Source organism: Falsiruegeria sp. JB4-1, from assembly GCF_055693495.1.
This window is the reverse complement of the sequence record NZ_JBVFTZ010000001.1, coordinates 4,280,477-4,294,795: the sequence shown is the minus strand read 5'-3', so window position 1 is coordinate 4,294,795 and position 14,319 is coordinate 4,280,477. Positions and strand designations below refer to the sequence as shown.

General features: G+C 60.5%; 6 protein-coding genes and 2 pseudogenes. All 8 read left to right on the top strand.

What is annotated here, in order from left to right; genetic code table 11:
- The first annotated feature begins 87 nt into the window (after positions 1-87).
- The 8 genes and pseudogenes from ACZ1HE_RS21850 (at position 88) to ACZ1HE_RS21815 (ending at position 13,913) form a co-directional block, all read left to right on the top strand.
- Entirely contained in the window at positions 88-1,365 is a 1,278-nt protein-coding gene (locus tag ACZ1HE_RS21850; protein WP_472624255.1) for an ATP-binding cassette domain-containing protein, read from the top strand.
- On the top strand, positions 1,262-2,659 hold the full coding sequence (locus ACZ1HE_RS21845) for an HlyD family type I secretion periplasmic adaptor subunit (RefSeq protein ID WP_472624253.1): 1,398 nt from the start codon (positions 1,262-1,264) through the stop codon (positions 2,657-2,659). Before ACZ1HE_RS21850 ends, ACZ1HE_RS21845 begins: the two co-directional genes overlap by 104 nt.
- 11 nt (positions 2,660-2,670) lie before the next feature.
- Positions 2,671-3,303, top strand: coding sequence for a hypothetical protein (locus ACZ1HE_RS21840; RefSeq protein WP_472624251.1), 633 nt, complete (start codon positions 2,671-2,673; stop codon positions 3,301-3,303).
- Positions 3,304-3,465: 162 nt separating this feature from the next.
- Positions 3,466-4,854 (top strand): annotated as a pseudogene (locus tag ACZ1HE_RS21835) (VCBS domain-containing protein); the annotation flags it as partial.
- Positions 4,796-7,192: pseudogene (locus ACZ1HE_RS21830) on the top strand (VCBS domain-containing protein); the annotation flags it as partial. The pseudogenes ACZ1HE_RS21835 and ACZ1HE_RS21830, both read left to right, overlap by 59 nt.
- 118 nt (positions 7,193-7,310) lie before the next feature.
- The gene (locus ACZ1HE_RS21825; protein ID WP_472624249.1) at positions 7,311-9,314 is read left to right on the top strand and encodes a VCBS domain-containing protein; all 2,004 of its coding nucleotides are present in this window, start codon (positions 7,311-7,313) and stop codon (positions 9,312-9,314) included.
- Entirely contained in the window at positions 9,223-13,158 is a 3,936-nt protein-coding gene (locus ACZ1HE_RS21820; RefSeq protein WP_472624247.1) for a VCBS domain-containing protein, read from the top strand. The genes ACZ1HE_RS21825 and ACZ1HE_RS21820 overlap by 92 nt, the downstream gene beginning before the upstream one ends.
- A complete protein-coding gene (locus tag ACZ1HE_RS21815) occupies positions 13,155-13,913 on the top strand; it encodes a hypothetical protein (protein ID WP_472624245.1) in 759 nt (252 codons plus the stop codon). Before ACZ1HE_RS21820 ends, ACZ1HE_RS21815 begins: the two co-directional genes overlap by 4 nt.
- The last annotated feature ends 406 nt before the right edge of the window (positions 13,914-14,319 follow it).

The following is a 14,319-nucleotide window of genomic DNA, read 5'->3' as shown; positions in this document are numbered from 1 at the left end:
TTGCCGCCACAGAATACGCCTCGCTTTCAGGACAGATAGCAACATTGCTTGCTAAGCAAAGCTCTGCGCTCTCCTGCGTCAAATGCCGTGGGGAATTCTGGCAGTACTATTATAGCGAAGGTTCGGCAAGGTGAGCGCGCGGCTGATCTGTTCGCCTCGCCTAACATCGCGGCGATCTATGATGCACCCTTTATCTTGCTGACATTTGTCGCCCTAGTGATCGTCGGAGGGGGCATGGCGCTCATTCCAGCAATTTATCTCGTGCTGTTTTTGGGTTTGGGTCTTTTGATGAACGCCGGAACCAGCAGCAAGGATCCGTTTGCCGTCCGACAATCCACGAGACGCACGCAAATGATCGGGGAACTGCTCGATGCGAATGGCGCCATTCAACGTGCCGGACTTGGAGAACAGTGGATTCGGCGGTTCGATGCAACTTTGCGGTCAAGTGCGCGCGAAACGCACCACTCCATGACTAGGATCGGATCCCAGTCTGCAGTCGCTACCACGCTCGGCTCCGGGACCGCACTCGTGACTTTGGTCGTCGGTATCGACCTCGCGCTTAAAGGAGATTTATCTCCCGGAACTCTGATCGGAACCATGTTGTTAACGTGGCGCATAACTGGCCCTGCACAATCGCTGTTCCTTGCTATTCCGCGTCTCAAGTCAATCCGCAATGGCTGGCACTCTCTTGAGAAACAGTTGCGTGCGCCTACGATTGGTCAAGAGGCCCACCTCCAGATCGCACTCGAACCGAAAGCGCCTGCCGTTGCTGCGCAAGGTCTGTTCTACCGTTATGAAGCCGGTCAACCACCCGCAGTTACAGGCGTTAGTTTCGATGTGGCGCCAGGGAGCGTCGTCGTCGTCATGGGACCAAATGGATCCGGCAAATCTACTTTGCTTCAGCTCATCGCAGGACATCTCCGACCGCAATCGGGCCACTTGACGCTGAACGGCCGCCAGATGTCTCAGTATGATCCAGACGAAATCGACGCACGATGCGCCTACCTCGGCTCTGACAACGGTATTTGGCTCGATCAAAACAGAGTAAAACATGGGGTCGGGTTTGTAGCCGAGGCCAATTTGGAACATACAGCTTGGTCTGCGATCATCGGATACGACAGCACATTCTTCGTTCTCGATGATCCACTCGCCGCGACCGGCAAGGATGCACAGTCCAATATCCTGGATTTTATCGAAGAAACACGCGGCAAGGCTACTGTCGTTCTTGCGACACACGACATGGAACTCGCGGCAAGCGCCGATGTTGCCATCGTTCTTGACGCTGGCAATGTCGTCTATTGCGGGCCCGTTCAGACTGAACAGCCAAAGACAGAAGCTTCGACGGAGGAGAATACCGATGGGTGAAGATCGCGAAAACCAACCTTTCGACCTTTACGACACGTCGACTTTTGTTTGGATGCGTCGGGCCGCAATTGTCATACTGCTAGGGGTGACGGCGCTGGTGATCTGGATGGTTTACACGCCCATTGACGAGATCTCTAAGGCGCGAGGGGAGATAGAACCCTTAGCTCAAGTTAAGAGAGTTGAAAGCCGGCATGGAGGTCAGTTAGCCGAGTTGCGGGTCACGCGCGGTCAGATGGTTGAGGCGAACGAGATCGTGGCGATTCTGGATCAAACTGAAGCAAAGTCGGCGCTTTTGGCCGCCGAAGCGCGTATTGCGGGGCTGTCGCTTGAAATCGAGCGGCTTTTAGCGTTGGCGGAGGGGCGTGAACCAGATTTCTCGATCCATGCCGAGAACTGGAATGATCTCGTGGAACGCGAGACGGCTGCGCTGGCGGCTACTCGTGCGTTTATTCGTGCCGAACACTCAGTGATCCGATCTCAAATTGAAGAAAAGCGCGCCGAGATTGCAGCCATCGATGAGGAACGCCCCCAACTCATTCAACAGATAGCTGTCGCTCAGGAGGAGCGTGCCGTGCAACAGGACCTTTTGGATCGGGGCCTGAGCGCACGCGCGAAGCTCGCGGAACTGCGCGAACAGGAAGCTCAGTACCGTTTTGACCTTGCACAACTTGCCGGACGCAAAACCATTGCCGAGGCTGAGATTTCAGAGCTTCAGGCATCGCTGACACGAGTCGAATTGGATGAGTATGCAAAGGCGCGGAGCCGAATTGCAGAGGCGGATGCTCAACGGCGAGCACTGCAGGCCGAAGCAGCTGGACTGAAGAGTCGTGTCGCGGAAACAGAGATTCGGTCGCCGATTGCCGGCGTTATCCAGTCCATCCCAGACGACACAATTGGCGATGTCATCGATCCGGGCGGCATGGTTGTCACTGTCGTCCCTGCCGATGGCGGTTTTCGTTTCATCGGTCGCTTGTCGCCGCGCGATGTCGGCTTTGTGTCGGTCGGACAACCAGTTCGATTGAAGATCGACAGCTTCGATTACAGCCGCTTTGGCGCTTTGCCCGGGACGGTCGAGGAAGTATCACCAACAACAGCAGTCGATGAGCGAGGCACAGCCTTCTATGAAGTCTTGGTGCAATTGGAAAACGACCATTTCCGGGATGTCGATGACGGCCTAACATTGATCGCGGGAATGACTGGCGAAGCCGATATCAAGACCGGTGCCAAGACCGTGTTTCAATATGTCTGGAAGCCCATCTACACCAATCTCGATCTTGCATTGACCGAGCGGTGAGGAAGAACGCTATGTCCGATCAGAATCCAAGCAAATCCAAAACTTCTCGCTCAGCCACGGATCCTAGGGACGAACTGTCTGAAGAGATTTTTGCTTGGGTTGTGACTGACACGAGCGATCTGCCAGATGTTGAAGCCGAAGATACTCACACCGCGCTGGACGACTTAGAGCAAATAGGCGCCACCCGAGGCGACCGTCAGTTGATGGTGTCCGCACCAGCCCTAGCACGCCATTTGGGCGTCGGTCTGTCTGAATTGCATTCCGAGCCGGGGCGCCCGGGTGCGCAATCCGTATCTGACTGGTTGGCCACATCCGGTTTGACGCCGTTGCCTCTTGCTCAAACCCAAACAACAGGCTCAGACCTTTCAGGTTTCACCCACGCTTTACCAAGCCTGGGCACTGGGACGAATGTTGGGCACGCGATCATTCCCGCTGTGCCAACGGGCGGTGGCGGTCATTTATCGGGACAGACGCCGAACCATGTCGTAACGGGTGGTCAGCCTAATGGACCTGCGATCGCCGGGCTCATTCCAAGTGGCAAAGAGGGCAACCCCGTACCGGTCCTACTTTCCGTAGTGAACGGTAACAACACACCGGGAGGATCAACCGTTACAATCGGTGGTTTGCCCCCGGAACGATCATGAACCATGGGCACGCCAGCCCCAACGGAACATGGATTCTCAGCCCCGGCACCGACCTGAAGAACCTGACGATGACGCCACCTACAGACTGGTTTGGATCAGGGCACCTCACAGCAACCGTTGTGGATCCGAGTGGTCAATCGGCACAGGTTCAGTTGCCTTACAATGTATTGCCACAACCAGATGCCGCGCGAGATCTCGGGAACAGATACCGTAACGACAACAGAAGATCTTGTCGTTACGGTGTCCGGCACACTGACAATTGTCGACCCGGACCCAGGAGAGTCACGTTTTCATACCACTTCGTTGACCGGCATATACGGTCACCTGCAGATCGATCAGTCAGGTCATTGGATCTACAAGCTTAACAACGCCTCGGCCTCAGTTCAGGCACTGATTTTTGGACAGAGAGAGCGTGAAACCTTCACAATACACAGCGTGGATGGCACGAGCCACCAACTGGTTGTCAACGTGATGGGCACCAACGATCAAGCGATCATTGTTGGAGTCTCTCAGGGCGCGGTGACAGAGGACAAGACGCAGAGCACGGGTGGCAAGCTGGATGTGACCGACCCGGATGCGGGCCAGGCGAGCTTTGTGCCCCAGACCGGCGCGGCAGGCGCCCATGGCGCCTTCACGGTGCAGCCCGATGGCACCTGGAGCTACACGCTGGACAACAGCCAGCCTGCTGTTCAGGGTCTGAAATCCGGCGAGCAGCTGACCGATACGCTGACCGTCTCGACCGTCGACGGCACCACCAAACAGATCACGGTCACCATCAACGGCACCGACGACAAGGCCGCTATCTCGGGCACCGCCGTGGGCGCCGTGACAGAGGACAAGCTCACCGCGACCGGCGGCAAGCTCGATGTGACTGACTCGGATGCGGGGCAGGCGAGCTTTGTGCCGCAGACCGGCGCGGCAGGCGCCCATGGCGCCTTCACGGTGCAGCCCGATGGCACCTGGAGCTACACGCTGGACAACAGCCAGCCTGCTGTTCAGGCGCTGAAGACCGGCGACCAGATCACCGACACCCTCACCGTCTCAACCGTCGACGGCACCACCAAACAGATCACCGTCACCATCAACGGCACCGACGACAAGGCCGCGATCTCGGGCACCGCCGTGGGCGCCGTGACAGAGGACAAGCTCACCGCGACCGGCGGCAAGCTCGATGTGACTGACCCGGATGCGGGGCAGGCGAGCTTTGTGCCGCAGACCGGCGCGGCAGGCGCCCATGGCGCCTTCACGGTGCAGCCCGATGGCACCTGGAGCTACACGCTGGACAACAGCCAGCCTGCTGTCCAGGCGCTGAAGACCGGCGACCAGATCACCGACACCCTCACCGTCTCAACCGTCGACGGCACCACCAAACAGATCACCGTCACCATCAACGGCACCGACGACAAGGCCGCGATCTCGGGCACCGCCGTGGGCGCCGTGACCGAAGACAAGCTGACCGCGACCGGCGGCAAGCTCGATGTGACTGACCCGGATGCGGGGCAGGCGAGCTTTGTGCCGCAGACCGGCGCGGCGGGCGCCCATGGCGCCTTTAGCGTGCAGCCCGATGGCACCTGGAGCTACACGCTCGACAACGGACAACCCGCTGTCCAGTGGTCTGAAATCCGGCGAGCAGCTGACCGATACGCTGACCGTCTCGACCGTCGACGGCACCACCAAACAGATCACGGTCACCATCAACGGCACCGACGACAAGGCCGCGATCTCGGGCACCGCCGTGGGCGCCGTGACCGAAGACAAGCTGACCGCGACCGGCGGCAAGCTCGATGTGACTGACCCGGATGCGGGGCAGGCGAGCTTTGTGCCGCAGACCGGCGCGGCGGGCGCCCATGGCGCCTTTAGCGTGCAGCCCGATGGCACCTGGAGCTACACGCTCGACAACGGACAACCCGCTGTCCAGGGTCTGAAATCCGGCGAGCAGCTGACCGATACGCTGACCGTCTCGACCGTCGACGGCACCACCAAACAGATCACGGTCACCATCAACGGCACCGACGACAAGGCCGCGATCTCGGGCACCGCCGTGGGCGCCGTGACAGAGGACAAGCTCACCGCGACCGGCGGCAAGCTCGATGTGACTGACCCGGATGCGGGGCAGGCGAGCTTTGTGCCGCAGACCGGCGCGGCAGGCGCCCATGGCGCCTTCACGGTGCAGCCCGATGGCACCTGGAGCTACACGCTGGACAACAGCCAGCCTGCTGTTCAGGGTCTGAAATCCGGCGAGCAGCTGACCGATACGCTGACCGTCTCGACCGTCGACGGCACCACCAAACAGATCACGGTCACCATCAACGGCACCGACGACAAGGCCGCTATCTCGGGCACCGCCGTGGGCGCCGTGACAGAGGACAAGCTCACCGCGACCGGCGGCAAGCTCGATGTGACTGACTCGGATGCGGGGCAGGCGAGCTTTGTGCCGCAGACCGGCGCGGCGGGCGCCCATGGCGCCTTTAGCGTGCAGCCCGATGGCACCTGGAGCTACACGCTCGACAACGGACAACCCGCTGTCCAGGGTCTGAAATCCGGCGAGCAGCTGACCGATACGCTGACCGTCTCGACCGTCGACGGCACCACCAAACAGATCACGGTCACCATCAACGGCACCGACGACAAGGCCGCTATCTCGGGCACCGCCGTGGGCGCCGTGACAGAGGACAAGCTCACCGCGACCGGCGGCAAGCTCGATGTGACTGACCCGGATGCGGGCCAGGCGAGCTTTGTGCCCCAGACCGGCGCGGCAGGCGCCCATGGCGCCTTCACGGTGCAGCCCGATGGCACCTGGAGCTACACGCTGGACAACAGCCAGCCTGCTGTTCAGGGTCTGAAATCCGGCGAGCAGCTGACCGATACGCTGACCGTCTCGACCGTCGACGGCACCACCAAACAGATCACGGTCACCATCAACGGCACCGACGACAAGGCCGCTATCTCGGGCACCGCCGTGGGCGCCGTGACAGAGGACAAGCTCACCGCGACCGGCGGCAAGCTCGATGTGACTGACCCGGATGCGGGGCAGGCGAGCTTTGTGCCGCAGACCGGCGCGGCAGGCGCCCATGGCGCCTTCACGGTGCAGCCCGATGGCACCTGGAGCTACACGCTGGACAACAGCCAGCCTGCTGTTCAGGGTCTGAAATCCGGCGAGCAGCTGACCGATACGCTGACCGTCTCGACCGTCGACGGCACCACCAAACAGATCACGGTCACCATCAACGGCACCGACGACAAGGCCGCTATCTCGGGCACCGCCGTGGGCGCCGTGACAGAGGACAAGCTCACCGCGACCGGCGGCAAGCTCGATGTGACTGACTCGGATGCGGGGCAGGCGAGCTTTGTGCCGCAGACCGGCGCGGCGGGCGCCCATGGCGCCTTTAGCGTGCAGCCCGATGGCACCTGGAGCTACACGCTCGACAACGGACAACCCGCTGTCCAGGGTCTGAAATCCGGCGAGCAGCTGACCGATACGCTGACCGTCTCGACCGTCGACGGCACCACCAAACAGATCACGGTCACCATCAACGGCACCGACGACAAGGCCGCTATCTCGGGCACCGCCGTGGGCGCCGTGACAGAGGACAAGCTCACCGCGACCGGCGGCAAGCTCGATGTGACTGACCCGGATGCGGGCCAGGCGAGCTTTGTGCCCCAGACCGGCGCGGCAGGCGCCCATGGCGCCTTCACGGTGCAGCCCGATGGCACCTGGAGCTACACGCTGGACAACGGACAACCCGCTGTCCAGGCGCTCAAGACCGGCGACCAGATCACCGACACCCTCACCGTCTCAACCGTCGACGGCACCACCAAACAGATCACCGTCACCATCAACGGCACCGACGACAAGGCCATCATTGGCGGTGTGGATACCGGTGATGTCACGGAAAACACTGCTGGAGTGGACAAGTCTCCTGATCAGCATCAGCCGGGCATCGGAGTGCTGGGAACGGAAACACTGAACGCAAGCGGTCAGCTGACGATTATTGACCCAGACGCCGGTGAAGCTGCGTCTCGATACGCATGGGCTCGGGTTTACCTACCACGGGACGTATGGCGACTTAAATCTTCGGGCAGATGGCACATGGTTCTATTCTGCCGATGCCGGGAACGCGCGCTTCTTCGACGGTCGCCCCACCACGCGCGGCAGTGCGATCGACCAGTTGGGCGAAGGGCAAACGCTCACGGACACGATCACCGTCTATTCAAAAGACGGCACGGCGCATGACATCACAATCACGATCCACGGCAGCAACGATGCCCCGTATTGTGCATCCGAGGTCGCGCTTGCCCCCGGCACCGAGGACACCGCGCAAACCCTGACCAAGGCACAGCTGTTGGCCAACACGGTCGAAGTGGACGCCAATGATGCAGGCAAGCTGTCCATCGCAGGGCTGCGCGCCGATCACGGCTCGATCCGGGACAATGGCGATGGCACCTATACGTTCACGCCCGCCCGCGATTACAATGGCGCGGTCCACTTTACCTATGACGTCAAGGACGCCCATGGCGGCGTCACCCACACCGGTGCCACGACCACGCTTGCCGCCGTCAGCGATGCCGCAATCATCGGCGGCACCGACACCGGCTCTGCGACAGAGGATCATGTCAAAGGACGTATCGTGATCAGCGGGCTGCTGACAGTGAGCGATCCCGACGGCCCTTCGCAGGAACACTTCCAGTACAGCCAATTCGGAGAGCACGCGATCTCGGATCCGTTTGGCGGCAACCTCCATATCGATTCCAGTGGCAGCTGGAGTTATGTCACGGACAACAGCAACCCTGCCGTTCAGCAGTTGGCAGCCGGTCAGGAAGGGCATGCCACGTATCGTGTTCGCTCGGCGGATGGCACCACGCACCAGATCCAGATCACCATCCACGGCACCAATGACGCGCCTGTTCTGAGTGCGTCTACGGCCTCGGCGACAGAGGACGGCTCTTCGGTTACGGGTCAGATGTCAGCGACAGATGTGGATACGGGCGACACGCTGGCCTATTCACTTGGGCAGGCCGCACCTGCAGGGTTCAGGCTGAACGCGGATGGCTCGTGGAGCTTTGACCCGACCGATGCTGCCTATCAGCACCTGACCGCAGGCGCGACCGAACAGGTCACCATCCCCGTCACCGTCACAGATGGCACCGACACCGACACGCAGAACCTCGTGATTACCGTCACAGGCACCAATGACGGGCCTGCCGTCAGCGGTCCGGTCACGCTGCCCGGCGGGACCGAAGACAAAGCGGTTCAGATTACGGCGATGCAGCTGCTGGAACATGGCACGGATGTGGACACGGGCGATCAGCTCTCAGTCACCGGCCTGACAGCCAGCCACGGCACGATCACGGGCGACGCGGCACATGGCTACACCTTCACGCCGAACGCCAACTATAACGGTCCAGTCAGCCTGAGCTACACCGTCACAGATGGACATGGAGGTTCGGTGGCGCAAACCGCAAGCCTGACGCTCGCAGCCGTTGGGGATCCCGCGATCATCACGGACGTCAAAATACCTTCGGTGACGGAGGACCGTGGTTATATCAACACGCACTACGAACTACAGGTCTATGGCAAGCTGGACATTACGGATCCCGACCCGGGCGAAGCGTCTTTCGATCCTAATATTGGCTCGCAGACATATCAGGGGATCGGTTACAACTCACACCTTGGTGGGCATGTCGTGCTGCAGAGAGACGGCAATTTCATCTATTATATCGATAATCGACTGCAGGCAGTTCAGCAGCTTGGTGCAGGTCAGACAGCGACAGACACAACGACGATCCGCTCCGCAGACGGGACGACGCACCAGATTCAAATCACCATTCACGGAACGAATGACGCACCTGTTCTGAGTGCGGCAACGGCCTCGGCGACCGAGGACGGCAGCGCGGTCTCGGGACAGATGTCGGCGACGGATGTGGATATGGGCGACACGCTGGCCTATTCACTCGGCCAGTGCGGCCCCTGCGGGGTTTGCGCTGAACGCAGATGGCAGTTGGCGCTTTGACCCGACCGACGCGGCCTATCAGCACCTCGCGGCAGGCGCGACCGAACAGGTCACCATCCCGGTCACCGTCACAGATGGCACCGACACCGACACGCAGAACCTCGTGATTACCGTCACAGGCACCAATGACGGCCCGGCCGTCAGCGGTCCGGTCACGCTGCCCGGCGGCACGGAGGACAAGCCGGTTCAGATCACGGCGACGCAGCTGCTGGAACATGCCACGGATGTGGACACGGGCGATCAGCTCTCGGTCACCGGGCTGAGCGCCAGCCACGGAGTGATCACGGGCGACGCGGCCAATGGCTTCACCTTCACGCCGGATCCGAACTACAACGGGCCGGTCGTCCTCAGCTACGCGGTCACCGACGGGCATGGCGGGACGGTCGCGCAGAGCGCCAGCCTGACATTGACGGCTGTTGGAGACGCGGCCATCATCGGGGGTGTCGATACCGGTGATGTCACGGAAAACACGGCGGGACAGGACTTGTCGCCCGACCAGCACGCGCCGGGGATTGCAACGCTGGGGCGGGCCAGCCTTGGAGCGTCGGGGCAACTGACAATAATCGACCCGGATGCGGGCGAGGCTGCGTTCGACCCCAAGGGCCCGGCCTATCAGTATCACGGCACCTATGGTGACCTGCTGCTCCGTCCCAATGGCGAATGGATCTACTACGCGGACGCCGGTCATACGGCCGTCGTCGGAGGTCGTCCGACCACGCGGGGCACAGCGATCGACCAGCTTGGCGAAAACCAGACCCTGACGGACACGATAACCGTCTATTCCAAGGACGGCACAGCGCATGACATCACGATCACGATCCACGGCAGCAATGATGCCCCATATTGTGCGTCCGAGGTCACGCTTGCGCGCGGCACCGAGGACACCGCGCAAAACCTGACCAAGGCGCAGTTGTTGGCCAACACAGTCGAGGTGGATGCCAATGATGCAGGCAAACTCACCATAGCGGCGCTGCGGGTCGATCATGGCTCGGTCCGCGCCAACCCGGACGGCACCTTCACCTTCACGCCCGCCCGCGACTACAACGGCGCGGTCCACTTTACTTATGACGTCAAGGACGCCCATGGCGGCGTCACCCACACCGGTGCAACGACCTCGCTTGCCGCCGTCAGTGATGCCGCAATCATCGGCGGCACCGACACCGGCTCTGCGACAGAAGATCATGTCAAAGGACGTATCGTGATCAGCGGGCTGCTGACAGTGAGCGATCCCGACGGCCCTTCGCAGGAACACTTCCAGTACAGCCAGTTCGGGGAGCACGCGATCTCGGATCCCTTTGGCGGCAACCTGCATATCGATTCCAGTGGCAGTTGGAGCTATGTCACGGACAACAGCAACCCTGCCGTTCAGCAGTTGGCTGCCGGACAGGAGGGGCATGCCACGTATCGTGTTCGCTCGGCGGACGGCACCACGCACCAGATCCAGATTACGATCCACGGGACGAATGACGCGCCAGTTTTGAGTGCTGCGACGGCCTCGGCGACCGAGGACGGCAGCGCGGTCTCGGGACAGATGTCGGCGACGGATGTTGATACGGGCGACACGCTGGCCTATTCACTCGGCCAGGCGGCCCCTGCGGGCTTTGCGCTGAACGCAGATGGCTCCTGGAGCTTTGACCCGACCGATGCGGCCTATCAGCACCTCGCGGCAGGCGCGACCGAACAGGTCACCATCCCCGTCACCGTCACAGATGGCACCGACACCGACACGCAGAACCTCGTGATTACCGTCACAGGCACCAATGACGCTGCCGTCTATTCGGGATCAACGACTGGCAGCATAACCGAAGACCAGCTCAGTAGGTCCGGTAGACTTGAAACCGCCTGGCACAATTTGGATGTCACGGACCCCGACACGGGCGAAGGACAGGTCGTCGCGATCGAAGTGGGCGGCGTATTGCACCAGCTTCCTGCGAATTTCGCCTCGACCATCCAAGGTACATATGGCTCTTTCCATACAACCCATGGCACGGATGGGCACGATAAGTGGATGTATTTCGCCGACAATGGGAACCCGGCCATCCAGGGTTTGAAGGCTGGCGAAAACCTGGGGGAAACGGCGGTTCTGGTTACTCAGGATGGTACGCGGGTTCCAATCTCGGTTACGATTCAAGGCCATGAAGACGGTGTGGTCATCGATACGCCTGCCTCGACTGCCGGTTGGCTGGGCGAAGTCGTCGAGGACAGCAAGACGCAAGTGAGCGGTCAGCTGCAAGCGCATGATACCGACACGCACGACAGCGTGTCCTTCACGCCGCAGACGACAACGAATGCCTATGGCACCTTTACGGTAGACGCATCCGGGCATTGGGCTTTTGCTCTGGATAACAACGCGGTGCAAAACATGCGCGCGGGCCAGCGGCATGCAATGGGCTTCGATATTGAAGCGGTGTCGACCGACGGTTCGAAGGCAATGCAACATGTCGAGATCTTCGCCCGAGGCACCAATGATGCCCCAGTGCTGAGCGCTTCGACCGCATACGCAACGGAGGATGGCCAGCGCGTTACGGGTCGGATGTCAGCGACTGACGTAGATACCGGCGACACGCAGCGCTTCTCGATCGCTCAACCTGTTGACGGGTTCACGATGAACCAGGACGGGTCGTGGAGTTTCGATCCCACGGGTGCAGCCTATCAGAACATCCCAGACGGCCAGACGCGAGATGTGACCATTGCCGTTACGGTCGCCGACAAGGCCGGTGCGACGGATACCCGCAACCTTGTCATCACCGTTACTGGAACGAACGATTCCGCGCGGATCGCGGGTGTTGACACTGGCCACGTGACCGAGGACGTCGGCCCCGGCCACCATACTTCGCTGGCCCGTATCTCCACGTCCGGCACGCTCACCATCACCGACCCGGATGCGGGCGAAGCTGCCTTTACCCCTGTAGCTGGAACGGCTGGCGCGGGCACTTACGGCAGTTTCACGCTGGATGCGAACGGGAATTGGACCTACACGGCCGACAATAGCCAGGCGGCTGTTCAGGGGCTGGGTACCTCGAGCCCGCCGCTGACAGATACGCTGACCATCACCAGCATCGATGGCACGCAGCATACGCTGACCGTGACGATTCACGGCACCAACGACGCGCCTGTTCTGAGTGCGGCGACGGCTTCGGCGACCGAGGACGGTTCAACGGTGTCTGGCCAAATGTCGGCAACGGACACGGATAAGGGTGATGCGCTAACCTATTCACTTGGCCAAGCTGCACCTGCTGGGTTCACACTGAACCCTGACGGTAGTTGGAGCTTTGATCCCAAGGATGCAGCTTACCAGCACCTGGCGGCAAGCGCGACCGAACAGGTAACCATACCTGTAACCGTCACCGATGGCACCGATACCGACTCGCGTAACCTCGTGATTACCGTTACGGGCACCAATGACGGGCCTGTTGTTCATCCAGGAGACCTCGGAGCGACGCAACCGGGGGCAAACAAGACCTGGTCGCCTGCAGATCTGTTGGCCGCCATTCACGCGACCGACGTGGATCAGGGTGATCAACTGTCAGTTTCAAATATTCAAGTCGACGCGCGATACGGGAGCTTCCACCAAACCGGCGGCAACTGGGTGTTCACCCCCACATCCGGCGCAAACCAAACCGATGTCCCAGTGACGATCTCGGTAACGGATGGTCATGAAACTCGCAGTACTACGGCGACTTTGGATGTAACTGCGGCGCCAACACCTCCCAAGGCAACGCAGGTTCAGGGTTCTGGAACCACGCACCTGTCGGGCACTCTGACCGGCGGTTCCGGGGGTGGGCGATCGACAATGGTCAAGGCCACGGAGTTCTCTCTTTGCCGGGCCAGTACGGGACGTTGACCATCAATCCCCAGAACGGGCATTTCGAATACAATTATCGTGCGGATTCCGCTGTGATCAAACAAGGCGGTGGCGGAACAACATCCGGGCGCCACACCGACACGTTCCGCATCCTGCAGCATGGAACGCATACGTCGGATGCAGAGGTGCAGGTCAATATCAACGTCCAGAGCGTGCATGGGCACAGTGGTCACCACGTTGATCACACGACCCTTCTGGGTATTGACATCGTGCCAGTAACGCCTTCGCAACACGACGCTCCGAGTTACGATGAGCCTACATTTGAGGTTTCTGTGGACATGGATCCACAAGATCCCAATGACGAAATCATCGGCCTGAGCGACGTTGTTGAAGCGTCTGTCGCTCAACGATCAGAAGTTGCCGATGCTGAACAATCACAGGGCACTTCGCCCGAAAACGAACCCACCGAGCATTCGCGCGAGGCGATCGCCGGGTCCAGCCAGGACTCCCCAACATCCCCCTATCTTGACGCGATTGGAGGCGGGGTAGATCCTGACGCGTCTTCTCAAACACCGGGCGTTGATCACGCAAACCCGTATGCGTCGGCACTTGGTGTTGACGCGTTATCGCCCGGCGACACACCTGTTCTCGACCCGACAACGTTGGATGGCCCTATGGTTTCAGGAAATGCAGAGTCCGATGCACAAGATGAAAACGTAGAACCTGATCTCCCGGTTGATGATCCGATTGTGCACTTGCCAGAAGATGATGATCCATCAACCCACTCGGGCTGAACCAACTGAACCCACATGTTCGCCAACTGTCATGTAGATAGAGACGCGTGGGTTTTCATCTGCCAAGATTCCGGCACGCGCATCTTACCGAGCCTATTGATGCCGAAGCGGTTGGACGTAAGCAACCCTTCTACGACTACGTAACGCTGATGGAAAATCACGCTGTTCGTGCGAACCAAATCGAAAACCAATCAAACGTTCGTGTTCCATATCATTCTATGACGGACACTAAGTGCCGTTCTCGCCGACCGGAATGGTCACTAAGGTTGTGAACCGTAACTCGAACGCGTCGCGGTCTAGCCGGGGAAGGACGAAAGGGTAGCCGGATTTGTGCGCCTTGATAGCGTCTTGCAGGACGATGCGCTGAAGAAACGGCGCAGGAAGCTGGGTGCTTGTTCTGCCGCGG

Bases quoted from the DNA above. Each gene is read 5' to 3' on its own strand.
- ACZ1HE_RS21845 (WP_472624253.1), top strand. From the start codon at position 1,262: ATGTTGCCATCGTTCTTGACGCTGGCAATGTCGTCTATTGCGGGCCCG.
- ACZ1HE_RS21840 (WP_472624251.1), top strand. From the start codon at position 2,671: ATGTCCGATCAGAATCCAAGCAAATCCAAAACTTCTCGCTCAGCCACG.
- ACZ1HE_RS21820 (WP_472624247.1), top strand. From the start codon at position 9,223: ATGTGGATATGGGCGACACGCTGGCCTATTCACTCGGCCAGTGCGGCC.